We start from the raw sequence: 17,883 nt of genomic DNA, 5'->3' as shown, positions 1-17,883 counted from the left end.
CCTGGGCCGACGGTTCGCGGCCGAGGGCGCCGCCGCGGTGGTGCTGGCCGACCTGTCCGCCGACGCGGCCCGCGCGGCGGCCGACGCGATCGGCCCGGTCGCCACCGGCGTCGGGCTGGACGTCACCGACGAGCCGGCGGTCCGCGCGCTGGTCGACGAGACCGAGCGCCGCCACGGGCGCATCGATCTGTTCTGCGCCAACGCCGGCGTGGCCACCGGCGGCGGCCTCGACGCGCCCGACGCCGACTGGGACCGGGCCTGGCGGGTCAACGTGCTCGGCCACCTGCACAGCGCGCGGGCGGTGCTGCCCGGGATGCTGCGCCGCGAGCAGGGGCACCTGCTGTTCACCTGCTCGGCGGCGGGCGTGCTGACCGCGGTCGGGGACGCCCCGTACACCGCCACCAAGCACGCGGCGGTCGGTCTCGCCGAGTGGCTGGCGATCACCTACCGGGACGCCGGCATCCGGGTCAGCGCGCTCTGCCCGCAGGGCGTGGACACGCCGATGCTCGCCGACGGTCTCGCCGAGGGGCACCTGGGCGCCCGGGTGATCGCCGCGTCGGGGGTGATCCTCACCCCGGACCAGGTCGCCGACTCGGTCATCGCCGGGCTGGCCGAGGAACGGTTCCTCATCCTGCCCCACCCCGAGGTGGCCGACTACGCCCGCCGCCGCGCCGAGGACCCGGACGGCTGGCAGGCCGGCCTGCGCAAGCTGGTCCGCAAGCTGCGCGCCGCCGACCGCTGACCGGCGGCGCCCCACCCGCCCGTCCACCCGGTGCCGGTCGGCTGGTGCGGCGCGTGACGCCCTTTCGGGGAAGTGAATGCATGCGGCCGGCTCTGATGCCACCACTTCGGCGTACTGGCGTGGATCTTCCTGCCCGCTTACCTGCCGGGCGGAGAAGGCGGCCAGCCGGCCGGGGGCCACTTCGGGGAACTGAATGCATTCGGCAGGCTGTGACGCCACCACTTCGGCGTACTGGTGTCGGTCACCGGGCTGGGGTGGGCCAGGACCGGGCGGCCACGGGCACGCGGTCGCGAGGGGCGGACGGGACTTCGGGAGTCGCGTCGGAGGTGGACCAGCGCGGTCAGGACGTTGAGTCGTTTCTGTCATCAACTCGAAAGGGACCGGAACCGAGACCCTGGTCGACTGCGCGAGGCCCGGAACAGTCACCTGCCGACGGCACGTCCGACCCGGGGCCGACCCGCCGGCGCGACCGCGCAGGTCAGCGGTGCCAGCGCAGGGGGCCGGGATGCACCGTCCACCACAGTCGTGCCCGGCGGGACCGGGCGGCCCGCAACGCCGCGACGTAGCCGACGGCCACCGCCACCGCCCGATCGGCCTGCGCGGGATCGAGGCTGCCCGGAGCGAAGGCGGCCTGGTTCACCAGACCCGCCAACTCGTCCACCCCGCGCTCCGGCCCCGACGCCCACCCCGGATTCGCCCCTGCACCCACCACGGCAGGCCCGACCGCGTCGGCAGGCCGGGCCGCGTCGGCAGGCCGGGTCGCGTCGGCAGGTCGGGCCGCGTCGAAAAGCCGGGCCGCGTCGGCAGGTCGGGCCGCGTCGGGGAGCCGGGCCGCGCGGGCCTCGGCCAGCGTGCGGTGGGCCCGCTCGGCGACCTCCGCCGCCGCCAGGTCCGGCCCGACCGGGTGGCCGGCCAGGCGCAGCGCGTCGGTCACCTCCCGCCAGGCGCCGGCGATCCGCCGACCGGGGTCGCCCCGGTCCAGTCGGAACCGGCTCAGTCGACGGCGCAGCATCGCCAGGGTCGCCAGCACCGCACCGACCAGCAGCACCAGGGCGCCGACGCCGACGCCGGCCAGCACCGGCGTACCCGGGCCGCGGTGGGCCCGGTCCGGCGCGGACGCGGCGGCCGGGGGAGTGGCCGTGGGTTCCTCGGTCGGCGGCGGCACCTCCGACGGCGGCGGGTCCTCCGGCTTCGGCCGGAAGTCCTCCTCCACCGGGCGGGGCGCTTCGTCGGGACGCGGCATCGGGTCGAACGGCACCCAGCCGACGCCGTCGAAGAGCACCTCCGGCCAGGCGTACGCGTCGGCGGCCCGCACCGGACCGTCCGCCTTCGGTCCGAAGCCGACCACCACCCGGGTGGGCAGCCCGGCGAGCCGGCCGAGCACCGCGAACGCGGCGGCGAACTGCTCCGAGGTGCCCCGCTGCCCGCCGCCGTTACGCGGCCCGAACAGGAAGAACGTCAGGTTCGGGTACGCGTGCCCGCTCGGCGCGTCCGCGGTCACCCGGTAGTGCTCGGCGAGGAACGTGGCGATCGCGTCGGCCCGCGCGTACGGGGCGCCGTTCTCCTCCGCCAACTGGGCGGCCAGCCGGCGCAGCGGCTCGGGGGCCCCGTCGGGCACGCGCAGCACCCGGGCCACCGCGTCACCGGCGGGCACGTTCGCCGCGGGGAACTGGTTCGGGTCGGGGCGTTCCCGCACCGAGGACACCTCGTAGCGCAGCCCCGGGGTGAGCCCCTCCGGCCGGATCAGCGTGCCGCTCGCCGGGTCGTACGCCACCCGCGCGCCCGTCACCTCGCGAGGCGTGGGCGCGGCCGGCAGCAGCCGCCCGGTCAGCTCGGCGACCGTGATCTCCTGGCGCACCTCGTCGGTGGTGGCGCCCGGCGCGGGGTCGGCCGCCGGCAGGATCCGCCCGGCGTTGCGGTAGGTGGCGCCCACCCGCCAGGTCACGCCGTCGTAGTCGCTGAGCACCGCCAGCCGGATCCTCGGCGGCACCCCGTCGGTCGAGCCGGCGGCGGTACGCACGTCCAGCAGCCGCTGCTCCGGGTGCAACGCCCAGCCGGAGATCCGGATCAGCGGGTTCTCGTCCAGCGACTCCACCCGCGGCGGTTCCACGTAGCGGCGCGGGTCGACCGGACGGTCGTCGACCTGGCCGGCCACCACCGGTGCGAGCAGCGCCGCCAGGGCCACCACCACGGCCAGCCCGGCCGCGCTCGCGGCGAGCAGGCGCAGGCGTACCGCCGGGGTGAGCCCGCCGGCCGCGGCGGCCGGGTCGGCGGCCCGCGCGGACGCCGCCAGACCGACGGCGGCGACGGCGGCGAACAGCACCGACGGACCGACCGCCGGGTCCGCGTTCGGCCCGACCACGTAGATCACCCCGGCGTAGAGCAGCGCCGGCGGCAGGTAGCCCAGCAGCACCCGGCCGGCCCGCAGCCCCACCTCCGCCGCGGTCAGCCCGGCCAGCCAGGCGGCCACCACCGGGACCAGCACGGTGTCCGGGGCCGGTTCGACCGGGATCATCGCGGTGAGCAGCCGGGGAATCGCGTTGCGCGCGGCGTCGGCCGTCACCTCGCCGAGCCCGCCGGGCAGTGCCGCGTGGGCGGCGGCCAGCCGCAGCGACAGCAGCGTCCAACCGGCCAGGGCGGCCACCGACACCGGCGCCACCAGCCAGGACGGCAGGCGTCGCGCGGCGACACTGACCAGCACCGAACCGGCCGCCGCGCCGACCATCAGCCGGGTCAGCAGCGGATCCGCGTACACCCGGCCCAGCACCACGCCGGAGAGCGCGACCAGCACGACCAGCGCCGCCGGCACCGGCGCGGCCCGCAGCGCCCGCGCCACCGGCCCCGGCTCCCGCGTCGGCGCCGGATCGGTGGCCGGGCGCGGCGGCGTCACGGTCACCACCGGCGGACGCCGTTCCACTCGGCGGCGAACGCCGCGCCGTCCGCCGCGTCCAGCACCAGCAGGCCCGCCGCGCCGGCCGCCGTCGGCTCCGCCGCGCCGAACAACCCGACCACCACCGACGGGTACGCCCCGCGCAACGCGCCGACGTGTCCCAACTCGTCGCGCGCGCCCGGCCCGGTGAGGAAGACCAGCGTGTCACCGGACCGGTCCTGGCGCAGCCGACCCGCCGCCGCCGACAGCACCTCCGCCCCGCCGCNGGGGAGCCGGTCCAGCGGCCCGGCCGTCCCTGCCGGCTCGACCTCGGGCGGCGCGACCAGCAGCAGCCGCACCGGCAGGTCCTCCCGCACGGCTGCGGCCACCACCGACGCCGCCGCCTCGCACGCCGCCTCGAACGACTCCGCCACCCCGGCGACCCGACCCGGATGGGCCGTCGACCGGTTGTCCAGCACCACCACGATGCGGGGCAGGCTGGTGTCCACGTTCTCCCGCACCATCAGCTCACCCACCCGCGCGCTGGTCCGCCAGTGCACCCGGCGCAGCTCGTCGCCGACCACGTACTCCCGCAGCGAGTCGAACGTGATCGACCCGTGCGGCACGCTGTCGGTGCGCCCGTCCAGGCTGCGCCCGGCACCCGTGGGCACCGCGGACAGCGGGTGGATGCGCGGGTGCACCCACACGTCGACGGCGTCGCCGTAGCCTCGGGCCCACGCCACCAGCCCGAGCGGGTCCCGGCGGACCACCCGCAGCGGCCCGACCGGCACCACCCCCCGCCGGTGCGTCGGCACCGGGTAGCGCACCCGCGTGTCCCGCCCCGGGCGCAACCGCAGCAGCGGCACCGGCACCGGCTCACCGGCGCAGCGGTCCTCGGCCATCAGGTTCGCCGCCCGCAACCGGCCGCTGTTACGCACGGTCAGCTCCATCGTCGCCGGCTCACCCCGGGCAACCCGGTCCGGCTCGGCCCGCCGCGCCACGGTCAACCGGGGCCGCCAGGCGGCGGTCACCCCGGCGTAGGCGACGGCCACGCCGGCCGCCGCGCCGAGCACGGTCAGCTCCGGGTACGCGTACCGGAAGCCGGCGCCGAGCAGCACCAGGGCGGCGACGAGCAGCCCGACCCCACGGGCGGTGATCCCCACGTTCAGCCGTGCACCGGAGCGGGCTGGCCGGACGGCAACGGCACCGGCACCGAGGCGACCGCCTGGCGCAGCACCTCGGCGGGCGTGACGCCGCGCACCTGCGCGTCGGAGGTGAGCAGCAGCCGGTGCGCGAAGACCGGCTCGACCAGCGCCTTCAGGTCCTCCGGCATGATCCAGCCCCGCCCGTCGATCAGCGCGTACGCGCACGCCGCCCGGGTCAACGCGATCACCCCGCGCGGGCTCACCCCGACCCGCACCTGCGGGTGGGTACGGGTGGCCGCGCCCAGCCGCACCGCGTACCCGTACAGCGGCTCGGCGATGTGCACCCGGCGGGCCATCTTCACCATCTCGCCGACGGTCGCGGTGTCGGTGACGGCGGTCAGCAGGTCGGGGGAGCGGACCGTGGCGCCGCGCAGCACCTCCACCTCGACCGCCTCGTCCGGGTAGCCGACGGAGAGCTTCACCAGGAACCGGTCGAGCTGGGCCTCGGGCAGCCGGTAGGTGCCGTCCATCTCCACCGGGTTCTGCGTGGCCACCACGAGGAACGGCTGCGGCACCGGGTGGCGTACGCCGTCCACCGTGACCGTCCGCTCCTCCATCACCTCCAGCAGCGCCGACTGCGTCTTCGGTGACGCCCGGTTGATCTCGTCGGCGATGACGATGTTCGCGAACACCGGCCCGGGATGGAACTCGAAATCCCGGCTGGCCTGGTTGAAGATGGTCACCCCGGACACGTCNCCGCCACCGCCCGCGCCAGCGTGGTCTTGCCGACGCCGGGCACGTCCTCCAGCAGGACGTGCCCCTGGGCGAACAGCGCGGTCAGCGCCAGCCGGACCACCTGCGGCTTGCCCAGCACGACCGCGTTGACGTTGTCGGCCAGCCGGGCGGCCAGGGCGGCGAAGCCCTGCACCTCCGGCTGACTGAGCGGTTCGTGCGTGTTCACGGCGTGTCCTTCGCAGGTGGCGCGGTCAGCAGGTGGACAGGAGGTCGAGGTCGTCCCCGCCCTCCAGGTTGAGCCAGGCCCACGGGATGTAGTTGCGGCCCTTGTAGTCGACCCGGATCCACCAGGTGCTCTGCTTGTCCTTGTTGTAGATCCAGGCCTCCACGTTCTCACCCTTGGCCTTGCAGTGCGCCCGCAGCCGGGTGCCGTCCGGGACCCAGCCGGCCTGCCGGTCGTTGTCCTGCCGGGTGACCTCGAAGATCTCGTTGCCGTTGCGCTCGCCCGGCACGTCCCGGTCGCAGTACGTCCGCTGGTCGCCTTCCGGGCCGTTCTTGCAGGTGGCGACGCCGTACAGCGGGTCGGTGGTCTGGGCGCGGGTCGCGGTGCCCTTGCCGGCGGCATTGCTCGCGGTCAGCGTCACCGTGTACGCGGTGCCCGGCTTCAGCCCGGTCACCCGCAGGCTGGAGCAGGCGCCGGTGGCCGTCCGCCCGCCGGTCGCGGCCGTGCAGGTGGCCTTCCCGCCGCCGGCGTCCACGGTGAACGTCACCGTCACCGAGGTGGCGTCCGCCGACGAACCGGTCACGGTGATCCGGGGTGCGGCCACGGTGCGGGCGGTGGCGGTGGCCTCCGCGCCGGGGCCGGCCTCGTTGACCGCCCTGACCTTCACCGTGACGTTCTGGCCGTTGCCGAGCCCGCCCACGGTGGCCCGCACGTCCGTCACCTCGGTCGTCTTCCCGGCCGCCTCCACCAGGTACTTCGTCACCGGGCGGCCGTTCTCCACCGCCGGCGACCACTGCACGGCGACGGTGCCGGGCCGGTCGGCCACGGTGGACGCGCGCAGCTCCGTCGGCGCCTTCGGCACGGTGAACGGCACCACCGTGTTGCTCACCGGCGACGCCTTCGACCCGGCACCCCGGCCGCTGATCGCCGTCACCGTGAACGCGTACTGGGTGCCGTACTCCAACTGGCCGGCCGGCACCACCAGCTCGGTCTTCGGCGACTCACCGGCCGGTGCGCTCGCGCCGGCCGAGGTCGCGGTCACCGCGTACCTCGCGATGGTGTTGCCCTGCCCGTCCGCCTCCGGCCAGCTCACCCGCACCGTGCCGTCGGGCCGCGCCTCGGCGGTCACCGCCGTGGGCGGATCCGGCACCTCGGCCGTCGGCACCACCGGGTTGCTGCGCCGCGCCGGCCCGTCGCCCTTCGCGTTCACCGCGTGCACCGAGAACGTGTACGTCTCGCCGTTGGTCAGACCGGTGACCTCCAGCGCACGCTGGTTCGCGCCCACCTCGTGGGTCTGGCCGCCGCCCGTCACCACGTACCGGATGATCTCGGCGCCGTTGGCCGCGGCGGGCTGCCAGCTCANCCCACCTTCGGCTTCTTCGGCGGGGGCGGCGGCGGGGGAACCGGGGGCGGGTCGCCACCGAGCACGTCGTTGGCGTACTTGTCGACCTCCCGGACCCGGTGGTGGTCGTCGACGACCTGCGCGGTCGACGAGTCCGGCGGGTTGATGAACAGGTGGTTCTCGCGGACCTCCAACTCCACCGGCCCGGGTCGGCCGGAGCCCTCCACCGTCTCGACCAGTCGACCGCCGGCGTCGAACGCGTAGACCGTGCCGGTGTCCTCGTCGGCGCAGTAGAACCGGCCCGCCCAGGCCACCGCCGGGCCGAGCCGCGCGCCCGCGCCGGGCACCGTGAACCGCGCGACCTCCGCGCCGTCGTGGACCACATGCACCGAGCGGTCACCGGGCACGGTGACCGGCACCCGCGGGCCGCTGGTGCGCGCCGGCAGGCTGCCCGGCGCGGTCACGGTGAGCGCGGCCCACCGGGCCCGGCCGCCGGTCACCGTCACCAGCGACGCGGACGTGCGATCCAGCACCGCCACACCCTCGTCCAGGGTGGACACCACCAGCTCGTGCGCCGGCTCGGCCACGTCGTACGTCTCGATCCGCTTCGGGCTGACCCCGGCGGCCGGCGCGTCGCCCGGGGTGTCCGGCAGCTCGGCGGCCGTGACCGCGGAGACGGTGCCCTCACTCGGCACCGCGATCCACAGCTTGCCGGCGCCGTCGAACGTCCCGCCGGCGATGCCCGGCGGATAGCGGACCGGCTCACCCACCGGCGTCAACGTCCGGGGATCGAGCTGCCGGACGACGCCCTGCACCGCGTCCACCACGAACGCCGCGTTCTCGTGCAACGCCACGCTGACGCCGAACCCCGGCGCGGTCGGCGTGGTGGCGGTGATCTGCAACGTCGCCAGGTCCAGCGAGCTGACCTGACCGGTGTTCAGATCGCGCAGGATCAGCATCCGGTCGGTCTGCGCCACCTGCACCCGGTGCCGCCGCCCGCCCGGCACCTCCGTGCGGGTGTCCACCCGCGCGGTGACACCGTTCACCCGGGCCAGCTCGCTACGGCTGGCACTCCACAACCAGGAGGACGCGTCGAAGTTGGCCACCGCGTTGTCGGCGGCCCCCAGCCCGAGCACGGTCAACCCCATCGCCGCCAGCAGCGCGGCCACGGTGCCGATGGTCACCAGGCCGCCGCGCATCCGCGACCTCGGTCGGGCGGCCTCCGGCCCGGTGCCCGTGGCGTCCTCGATGGTGGTCACTGCCGGCCGCCTCCCCGCCTCGGTGGGGGAGGACGGCACGCCTGGCCGACCCTCCCCGGAGCCGGAGCCATCATAGGTGCCGACCGGTGCCGGTGAAACCCGGACGGTTCCGCTGTGGACACCGAGCGTGTCCCCGCTGGTCGGTCAGTCGGGCGTGCCACCACCGGCCCGGTCCGTGCACACCTGACCGGAGGTGGCGTACGAATCGGTCGAATAGACCGCCAGCACCGTGAAGCAGTAGTCCACCTTCGCGTTCAACCCGTGCACGGTGTACCGGTTCTGCCCGGCGTCCACCGTGGCCATCACCCCGAGCTTCTGCCCGGCCCGTCCCCCGGCCACCACGAACGGCACCCCGCCGCCGCTCGGGTCGGTCCAGGTCACCGTGATCGTGGTGGTGTCGTCCCGCAGCCGCAGGTCACCCGGAGGCGGCCCGGTCACCTTCGGCTTCACCGCGCTCGCCACAGGAGCCGGCGGCGGCGCCGCGTCCCGGTTCAGCCACAACGCGCCCCCACCCACCGCCGCCAGCACCGCGACCACCGCGCCACCGACCACCAGCGCCACCACGGTCCGGTCCCGGCCGCGCCGCGCCGGCTCCTCCTCCGGGTACGCGACCGGCCAGTCGTCTTCCGCTGTCGGATACCTCGTCGGCCAGGCGTCTTCGTCCGCCGGGTGCCTCGCCGGTCGGGTGTCTTCTTCCGCCGGATGCCTTGCCGGTCGGTTGTCCTCTTCCATCGGATACCGCGCCGGCCACGCGGGTTCCTCCCTCGGATCCGCCGGCCACGCGGCTTCCTCCCTCGGATCCGCCGGCCATGCGGGCTTCCCCCTCGGATCGGCCGTTCGGGCGTGTTCCTCCCGCGGGTGATCCGTCGGCCCGGCGTGGTCCTCCGCCGGGTAGTCCGTTGGCCGGACGTGTTCCCGCGCCGGGTAGCCCGCCGGCCGGGTGTGCACCTGCGCCGCCGGGTATCCCGCCGGCTGGGGCAGTTCCCCTGCTGGGTGGCCCGTCTGCGAGGCTTGTCCCTGCGCCGGATACCTCGCCGGTCGCGTGTGCACCTGCGCCGCCGGGTGTCCCGTCGGTTCCGGGAAGTCCAGCGCCCCGCCCGGCGACGGCAGCGCCTGGTCCTCGTCCGGTGCGCGCCGGGCCGCAGCCCGATCAGCCCCGGATGCGTCCACGGCCGGCGCGGCGTCGGGGCCGGCCGGCCGGTCGACCCGCTGGGACGCAGGCGCGCTGCGCCAGGGCGGGGCGGTCATCCGCCACGGCGGCACGGACGTGCCGCTGACCGGTGCGCTGCTGAGCGGTGCGCTGCGGACGGGCGTGCCGCTGACCGGCGATTCGCTGATCGGCGGGGCAGGCGGTCCGCTGATCGGCGGTCCGCTCGTTGCCGGTTCGCTGACCGGGGATGCGTCCACGCGGGAAGCGCCGGGCAGGGCAGTGCTGACGGGTGGCCTGCCGACGGGCCGCGGGTGCCCCGGATCTCCGCCCGTCGGAGAGGGCGACGGCGGGGCGACGGCCGGCTTCGCCTCCTCTCGCAGCAACGGATCGATTTGCCGTACCTGAATGGTCGGACTGTCCCATCCTTCGCCGTTGGAGGCGGCAGCCGCCGTGTCGGCTGTGGCATCGTCCGCCTGCGCCTCGGCCGGCTGGTGCGGACCACGTCGCGGCGGCACGGCCGCCGGTGGAAACGTCGGCGCCGGTGGTACGGCGGAGGCCGACCGGGGCGGCACGGGGACGGGAGGGCCCATCGGCGTGTTTGATGGGGGTGCCGGCGTGGAGGATGACGGGGGCGGCGCCGGTGGCGCCGAGATCGGTGCCGGCCCGATCGATGCGGGAACGCGCTGCGCCGGAGCCGACGGTGCGGGGCTCGGCGCGGCCGGGTCGGACGGTGCGCCGCCGGGCGGTGCGAGGCTCGGCGGAACGACGACCGATGGTGTCACGACCGATGGCGCCGAGATCGGCGGTGCGGAGGCCGCTGGTGGCGCCGAGATCGGTGGTGCGGGGGGCGTTGGTGGTGTGGCGAACGGCGGCGCGGCGTCGGATGGTCCGACGGCCGGCGATGCGGGACCGGGCTCGGGGGGCGGTGAGGGCAGGACTCCGCCTCCCGGCGCGCCGGCGAAGGGCCTCCGGACGCGTGGAGTCGGCGGTAGTGACGTGCCGCCTTGGCCTCCCGGCGCAGGCGACATGCCCTGGGGCCGCGCCGCGGGGCGCGGTGACACCTGTGTGACGCCGTGGATCGGCGTGACGGCAGGGACCCGCGGAAGAGGCGCGTGCGGCGGCGTCGACGTGAGGGGCGCGTGACCCGGGCCGGCGGCGGGAGTCGCCGCGGGACGTCCGGAAGTAACGCCCTCGGCACGTGTCGAGGGACTGGAAGTCGCGCCCTCCGGAAGTGTCGCGGGACTGGAGGCCATGCCCTCCGGAAGGGCCGCAGGACTGGAGGTTGCGCTCCCCGGAAGGGCCGCGGGACGTAGGGAAGTGACGCCCTCGGGCGGTGCCGCAGGACGTGTGGCAGCCCTCTCTGGGGATGCCGAGGGACGTGCGGTGTTGTCCCCGGGCGGTGCCGCGGCAGGCGCGGGAACCTCTTCGGGCGGGGCCGGGAACCGGGTGGTCGCCTCTGCGGCCGGCCTCGGTGGGGGAGCCCAGGGGCTCGCCGTCGCCGTCCCACCGGGCCAGACATCGGCGGCCGACGTGGGCAGCCCCGCCTGAGGCGGCAACGTCACCAGGTCCGGAGCGCTCCGCGTCGGCAGGGGTGGGGTGCCATGCGGCGGCGGGCCGGGCCACGGCACCCGGGATGCCGGCCCTGGCCGCGGCGCCCACTCGGAGCCAGGCCCGGGTGGCGCAGTCGGTGCCTCGGGGGCGGTGGGCGGCGTCGGGACGGGCGAGGAAGCGTGCGGCGGCACGACCGCCGGCAGCGACACGGCCGGCTCGGACAGCGCCGGCCCGGGTTGCCGCCCACTGGCATGCGCGTCGGAGCCGCCAGTGGGAAGGCCGTAGGTGAGGGGAGCCGTGCCGTCGCTGGCGGGAGCGGCGGCGGAGCCGCCGAGGTACTGGCGGGCTGCGCGTACCGCGGGGTGGTCCGGGCCAAGCACGGCGGGCCCGGCGGTGGCCACGCGGCGGTAGTTGCGGCGGGCCTCGTGCCGGTTGCCCAGCTCCGCCGCCACCTCCGCGAGGTCGAAGCTGAGGGCGAGCATCAGCGGGTCGGCGTCCCCGCGGCGGCGCTCACCGGCCGCGTACGCCTCTTCGAGCACCCGCCGGGCGGCGGCCGGGTCGTCGGCCTCCCGATGCAGCCGGGCCAGCAGATGGCCGGTGGCCAGGACGTCCGGGTGGTCCTCGCCGTAGGCCGGGGTCACCGCGGCCAGCGCGTCGGCGAGCAGGCGGCGGGCGCCGGTCAGGTCGCCCGCGGCGCGGAGCGCCAAGGCCCGGTGTTGAGCGGCGGTCAGCGGGGCGGGGTGGGACACGGGTGCCATGCTGCCCGGAATCGCCGGTTGCGCGCTACCCGCCCGATGTCGGAGGGTGCTGAGCTGCGAAAACAGGGCGGCTCCATGGTGATGTGCATGATCGTTCCGGGCCGTGTACAGTAATGCCCCGTGCGGCCCACCGGGCCGGCCGATGTGGTGAGGCGATCACCCCGGTCGATTGGGTAGGCTGGACGAGCAGGTCCGGGTGGCGGAATGGCAGACGCGCTAGCTTGAGGTGCTAGTGCCCGTATAGGGCGTGGGGGTTCAAGTCCCCCCTCGGACACGAACCATTACCCCACGGTGCGCGCTGAGATCCACTTCAGCGCGCACCGTTTGCGTTTCCGGTTGGTAGTTCAGTCGGAGACCAAGCTGCCGGTAGACCTCGGCCTTGTCGGCGGGGTCGGCGTCGCGGAGCACGGTGGTGATGTCGCCGAGCGCGGTCACCAGGGCCGTGATCTCTGCTCGGCTCATCCGGCGCGGGGTGGTGCCCGCGATGGCGCGTAGTTCGGCTTCCGCGCGGGTGCGTTCGGCCTGGGTTCGAGCAATCCAGCCGGTGACCACGGCCGGGTCGGCGCCGGCGTCTAGGGCGGCGCGGTAGCGCTCCAGCTTGGCGTCGCACTCGGTGATGATCGCTTGGGCTGCGGTGCCCGTTGTGAGCGGATGGTGGAGAGGTTGGGCGTCGGCCATCGTGGTGATCGTCTGCGCGATGCGGTGGGGCGCGAAGGCGGAGGCCAGCCAGGTGTCGAGTGGGTCGGTGAGTGCGTCCTCGCGCAGGTACACGTTGCGGGGGTGGGGGACCTGGTTGGCGAGGGCGTACTCCTGGGGGAAGCGGCAGCGGTAGTAGGCGTCGCCGTGGTTGTACTGGCCCTGCATGCGTCGGTCGCAGGCGGCGCAGTAGATGAGGCCGCGGAAGACGTACGGGTTGCGGGTGCGCCGCCGCACGTGTTGTCCACCGGTTCCTCGGCCCCGCTGTTGCAGGATGGCTTGGGCCTGCTCGAAGGTTGCGTCGTCGATGAGTGGTTCGTGGGTGATCTCTTTGGAGACGACCCACTTGTCGCGGGGGTTCCAGCGCATGACGCCGGTGTGGCCCATGGCCACGTCGTCGACGTCGAGCAGTACTTCGTCGGTGCGTTGCTTGTTCCAGACCTGCCGGCCGGTGTAGCGGGGGTTGGTGAGGATGACGCGGACGGCGCTCTTGGACCAGGCGATGCCGCTGCGGTGCCGGTTGCGGGCGCGGTCGTGTGCTGACGGGCAGGGCACGTGATTGGCGGTGAATCCCTCGGCGATGGCGAACAGACCGATACCAGAGAGGAACTCGGCGAAGATCCGCTGGACGACCGGGGCGGTCTGCTCGTCGGGGATGAGGCCCTTGAGGTGTTTGCCGTCGGCGGCCTTGGCGGGGTTGGGATGGGGTCCCAGGTCGCGGAGTGTGTAGCCGTAGGGCGGGCGTCCGCCGAGGTAGCGGCCCTCGAGGAGGGTCTGTGCGGCCATGGCGGTGCGGACGCGCAGCTTGATCCGGTTGCGTTCGCCTTTGCTCATGCCGCCGAAGACGGACATGACCAGTTCGTGGGCCTCGTTGTCGGGGTCGATCGGGCCCCCGATCTCGGGCACCCACAGTTCGACGCCGTAGTGGGCAAACAGCGGCACGGTGAGACCGAACTGGTTGCCGTAGAAGGCGCGGTGGGGCTCGCCGACCACGACGGCGGAGAACCCCCGCCGGGGATCGCGCAGCGCCGCGAGAAGAAGGCTGGCTTGGACTCGGCGCTGCCAGGGGAGGGAGCGGCTCTGACCGACGTCGAAGTATTCGGTGGCGATGCGTCCACCGTGAGGCTGGATGAGTGTGGTTGCTCGGGTGAGCTGCCAGCTCCGGGACGATTCGGGATCTTGGTTGTCCTCGGTCGACACACGGCCGTAGAAGGCGAAGAGTTTCGGTGGAGGGGTGGTCATCGGTTCTCCTGGTTCGAGTTGTCGGTACGGCGGTCGTTCATGTGTCTGAGTAGCTTCAGGAGGGCGGCAGCGGCGCCGGGGTGCAGCTCGGGTGGCTGGCCGGGTACTACCACGCTGGTGACGCTGGGCGGTGTGCTGCCGTCGATGGTCTCGACCGTCCATGAACCGTTGTCTTCGCTGGGCTGGTCAAGTCGCTCGTCAGCCGGCGCGGTCGGAGCCGGCTCTTGGTGATGTTCGGCCTGGTGGTCGGGCGGCAGCGTCATGCGCCTCCGTCCGGCGGTTGCCCTGGCCGGCACACGCGGCGGTGGGCGTGCGCCATTCGCTCCTTGGCCTCCGTCAGTTCGCTGTGAGAGGGGGCGGATTGGAGGGCGATGCCAGCATCGGCGGCGTGGTTGGGCGGGATCGTGCCGCTGCAGCTCGTAGCGCTGGTGACTCGTACCGTGGCACATGAGTGGGTTGTCATGAGAGATGTCCTTCGGGTNGGCCGGTGCCGTCAGGCACCGGCCGCTCGTTGAGCAGTGGGGGCGTTACGTCTCTGCGGTCGTCAAGCTGGTTTGGGGCGGCCGTCGAGGTCGGTGGCAAGCGCATGATCGCGCGGCTTGCTGTGCGCCCGGGTGGGCCAATGTGGTGGGAAGAGCACTCTCTTCACACCGAAGAGGTCACTGGTTCGATCCCAGTATCGCCCACCACGAATATAGGCAGTTCAAGAGCCCGTCACCGGAGATGCCGGTAACGGGCTCTTCCCCTATTGCCCCTTAAATTGGGAGCAGATTGGGAGCAGCGGCCCTGGGCGAACGGCGACGTTGCCCAGGCAGGCGACAACGCTGGCGTGCTGCGGCCGTCTCCAGGTGCTGGTCGGCTTCGGCGGCACTTGTATGCACACAGGACTTTATGGACTGCCCCGGCGCTTGGATTCCGGTCGGGTGCGGCTTGAGCCCGCGCCGCCCGTATCGCTAGCACAGCCGAGGCTGGTCGCGCCGATACCTCCGCACTCGTCGAGCGTGATCGACTGATCACTTTGACCGCTACACCATCGGCCGACGCGGGGCCGGGCGCGAAGGACAAACGCGAGACCGGCTGCGGCTCGGCACCCGGATGGTGCTGCCCGACGGCGAGCGGCTGGCAAGCACCGCCTCGATGGCCGGCGCGGACGCAGGACTGGCGCTCGCCGCCGCAGTGGACCCCCCGGGGCGGCAGGTGCACTTTGGGCTGCCGATCGCCGTAGAGGACAAGGCGGCATGGCGGGGTGGACACACCTCGCGCAGAAGACCGTCCTCGACGAGGACGGAGAGGAATGCACGGTCGACACCGGTGCCGACGCCACCGCCGTGCTGGACGCCGTCGACGCGGCCAGCTTGCCTGAGCAGATCGACGCGATGATCGCCACGGCTGTGGCGGCGGACAAGAAGTACCGGCGGTTGGTCAAGGAGAGCAACCGGCTGTACGACGAGCGGCTCCGGTTGGAGAGCCGACGCTTTCCCGGCCGGGGTGAGGAGAAGATCCGCGCGGACTGGCAGGTGGAGCACGCGCTGAAGTACCAGGGGGCTCGGCGCCGAGAGTACGAGCAGGTCGCGGATCGGTTGAGCCCGCAGGACCGGGCCGTTTACGACGAGCGGCAGCGGCGCATCGACGCCGCCGGGCGCGACGGTTGGGAGCCCGGGCGGGAGGTCGAGGCTGCCGAGGTCTGTGGCGTGACTCCCGAGCAGTTCGCGGAGATCACCGCGATTGAGCGGGTCGACGGGCGCCGGCAGAGCAGTGAGCAGGTGAAGCGGGTCAACGAGCTGAAGTACGGCAGCGGCGATTTCCTGAACCCGATCCTGCCGCCGCTGCTGGAGCAGCAGGCGGCGCTGGTGTGCGGGTTGACCCCGGCCGAGTACCGGGAGATGGAGCGCCTGGAGGCGATCCGGCCGCAGCGCCGGTACGCCTACCTTGACGGCCGCCGGATGCGTACCGACGCCGAGCAGGCACGCCTGGACGAGCTGTACGCCGCGACCGGCGGGGTGACCGGCGCCAACCAGCGGGAGACGCACAAGCTGCGCACCCGCTACCGCACAGGGCTGGAGACCCACCACAACGGCAAGTGGGACCTGGCCGAGGCCCGCGTCGAGCAGGCGGCCATGGAAGTGACCGCTCAGCCTCTGGATCCGCCGACCGCAGCCGCGCTGCAGCGGTTCACCGCGGACATGGACGCGATCGGCCGGGTTCTGGATGAGCGGGGCGGGTGGCCGAGCGCGACGGTGGAGATCCCCGCCCGCAACGGCGGCGCCCTGGTCATCGAGGCCCTGCAAGAAGAGGAGGAGGGCAGGGTGAGCTACCGCGTCGACCGGCGCCCGGCCGACGCCGACGAGCAGTGGAGCGTCGGGTACGCCACCGACCCGTACACCACCACCGCGGCCGGGCTGCGCAAGCTCGGCCGGCTTGTCCGGGACCTAGCCGTCGCCGACGCCCCGACCAAGGAGAGCACATGATCGTCGAGGCGATCGGTCCGGAGCAGATCCGCGCCGCGTTCAGCCAGGCCGTCGCGGCGACGGGGGAGCGGGCAGAGGAAGTCGGCGGCGTCGCCGGCATCCTCGGTGACGCAGCCGACCGGTACGAGGCCCTGCAAATGCAACCGTCCACCGTCGAGCGGCTGCGGGAGGCCGGCGCGGCGTTCGCCACCGCGCACGCCGCGCTCGTCGACGCCCGGGAGCAGCTCGACGCTGCCCTGGCCGACTTCAACAACCACGACGGCCAGGTCGCCGACGCTGTCGCCGAGGCCGGCGGCACCCTCGCGAGTAGGGAGAGCCTGATAGGCGACGGCATCACGTCGACCAGCTCCACCGACAGCAGCCCGGCACCCACGCCGAGCGACCCGCCCGCCCACGCCGAGCGGGACACCCGGATCGCCGACCCGGACGCCGTCCGCGCCGCGGCGGTGTACGAGGACGCGGGCCGCAACATCGCCGCCGCCGGGGTCGGGTGCGCCACCTGCCTGACCGCGGCCACTGACGCGCACCTAGCCAGCGCCGAGCACCAGCAGGCCACCGTCGGCCGGCCGGCGCTGTTCTTCGGCGGCGGCGCGCTGCACCTGGGCGACGGCTCCGACGACCCGTACCTGGACTGGTCAATGCCCACCACCAACGGCGGGCGCTGCCTGGAGATCGGCGACGGCCAAAACGCCGTTCAGCTCGACCTCACCGGCACGCAACTGCGCGAGCTGGTCGACGCGCTCACCGCCACCATCACCGCGGACGACTTCGCCGAGGCCCCCGACGCGTACTGGCCGGCTCGGGCACGCCGACGCCCGCACCACCCGCCGCTACGACCACGGCGGACAACGCATCGACCGGGCACCGGCCTACACCCTCGCCGCCTACCTCACCGCCGCCGGCGACGAGCATTCCGCGGAATCACCAGACGGCGAAGCCCTGCCGGATCCACCTGTCACACGGACTTGAGCTGTGACTCCAGAAACTGATCGCGTAGACCCAGTTCGAGGTGGTCTCGGACGTGACCCCGGCGTTGCGCGCGCACTCGTCTTCGTCACATCACTTGTATCGCGCAGTGCTGCGAGCTGGGCAAACGTCCGCATAGGAGAGGACGGGCACGGCGTCCGTAACAGGGAGCCGCCTCTTTGGAGTAGGCGACCAGTAGAGTGAGCCTCCGATGTGACGTCCACTCCCAGATCCTCGGGCCGGACTCCGGGTCGCACCCCCTAGTGCGGGATCCCGGGTACGACTCCGAGACCCCCGGGAGAGGGAAGGCACGTCATGTCGAACCGATCGCCCCGGGTTCGCCGGCAGCCCTGCCGGTGCGCTCCGAAGGCTCCCCGCCCCACCCGTCGGTGGCGGTGGGAGACGGTCGCCACCGCGGTGCGCCTCCTGCTGGAGGTCGCCGTGAAGGCGGTGACCGCCTACCGGGCCTGGAAAGGGATGTAGCCCCGCATAGCGGGGCTACATGACCGGTCGAAGGCGCTCCGCTCCTCGAGGTTCGACGGCCAGAGGGCGGGGCGTTCTTCGTGTTGCGTGATTCTTGTGCGACGTGTCGCAGCCCCCGCAGTGTTGCATAACCAGCGGTATGCGAGTAGCCACGACGGCCTCCTGCCTTCCAAATTTCCGTCCGTTGCGATACGGCCCGCCCCCCGCGACGTGCGGAAACCCGGGTTGTAACGGTAGCGCGGCGATCCCGTGCG

The 17,883-nt window shown here is 73.9% G+C and carries 8 protein-coding genes, 1 tRNA gene and 3 pseudogenes; 4 read left to right on the top strand and 8 right to left on the bottom strand.

The features are described 5' to 3' along the window. Position 1 precedes the first annotated feature (1 nt). Complete coding sequence (locus B1205_RS14040; RefSeq protein WP_254909934.1) at positions 2-742, top strand: SDR family oxidoreductase; 741 nt, start codon at positions 2-4, stop codon at positions 740-742. Positions 743-1,220: 478 nt separating this feature from the next. Here the strand turns inward: B1205_RS14040 and B1205_RS14035 are convergent, their stop codons facing one another. From B1205_RS14035 to B1205_RS14010, 6 genes and pseudogenes are all read right to left on the bottom strand, one after another. After that, the gene (locus B1205_RS14035) at positions 1,221-3,638 is read right to left on the bottom strand and encodes a transglutaminaseTgpA domain-containing protein (protein ID WP_441338497.1); all 2,418 of its coding nucleotides are present in this window, start codon (positions 3,636-3,638) and stop codon (positions 1,221-1,223) included. Beyond that, the gene (locus B1205_RS14030) at positions 3,635-4,774 is read right to left on the bottom strand and encodes a DUF58 domain-containing protein (protein WP_089156027.1); all 1,140 of its coding nucleotides are present in this window, start codon (positions 4,772-4,774) and stop codon (positions 3,635-3,637) included. Before B1205_RS14030 ends, B1205_RS14035 begins: the two co-directional genes overlap by 4 nt. A gap of 2 nt (positions 4,775-4,776) precedes the next feature. Beyond that, positions 4,777-5,717: pseudogene (locus B1205_RS14025) on the bottom strand (AAA family ATPase). Positions 5,718-5,742: 25 nt separating this feature from the next. Next, positions 5,743-8,255, bottom strand: a pseudogene (locus B1205_RS14020) (fibronectin type III domain-containing protein). A 204-nt stretch (positions 8,256-8,459) separates the two neighbouring features. Then, entirely contained in the window at positions 8,460-9,047 is a 588-nt protein-coding gene (locus tag B1205_RS14015) for a fibronectin type III domain-containing protein (protein WP_140158050.1), read from the bottom strand. Positions 9,048-11,347: 2,300 nt separating this feature from the next. Then, positions 11,348-11,765: pseudogene (locus B1205_RS14010) on the bottom strand (tetratricopeptide repeat protein); the annotation flags it as partial. A 199-nt stretch (positions 11,766-11,964) separates the two neighbouring features. Between B1205_RS14010 and B1205_RS14005 the strand changes: the two are divergent. After that, positions 11,965-12,048: transfer RNA gene (locus B1205_RS14005), tRNA-Leu, on the top strand. Here the strand turns inward: B1205_RS14005 and B1205_RS14000 are convergent. Then, positions 12,030-13,712 carry a recombinase family protein gene (locus B1205_RS14000; protein ID WP_089156026.1) on the bottom strand — a complete coding sequence of 561 codons (1,683 nt, stop codon included), beginning with the start codon at positions 13,710-13,712 and terminating at the stop codon, positions 12,030-12,032. The two genes, B1205_RS14005 and B1205_RS14000, sit on opposite strands and share 19 nt — an antisense overlap. Then, a complete protein-coding gene (locus B1205_RS13995) occupies positions 13,709-13,975 on the bottom strand; it encodes a hypothetical protein (RefSeq protein WP_089156025.1) in 267 nt (88 codons plus the stop codon). The genes B1205_RS14000 and B1205_RS13995 overlap by 4 nt, the downstream gene beginning before the upstream one ends. Positions 13,976-14,950: 975 nt before the next feature. On the opposite strand from B1205_RS13995, the gene B1205_RS13990 reads away from it, so the two are divergent. Next, on the top strand, positions 14,951-16,180 hold the full coding sequence (locus B1205_RS13990; RefSeq protein ID WP_089156024.1) for a hypothetical protein: 1,230 nt from the start codon (positions 14,951-14,953) through the stop codon (positions 16,178-16,180). After that, entirely contained in the window at positions 16,177-17,169 is a 993-nt protein-coding gene (locus B1205_RS13985; protein ID WP_089156023.1) for a hypothetical protein, read from the top strand. The genes B1205_RS13990 and B1205_RS13985 overlap by 4 nt, the downstream gene beginning before the upstream one ends. The last annotated feature ends 714 nt before the right edge of the window (positions 17,170-17,883 follow it).

Source organism: Micromonospora sp. NBS 11-29 (genome assembly GCF_002140155.1).
Classification (GTDB): Bacteria; Actinomycetota; Actinomycetes; order Mycobacteriales; family Micromonosporaceae; genus Micromonospora.
Note: the sequence above shows the minus strand (reverse complement) of the source record. Positions and strands in the feature narration are given on the sequence as shown.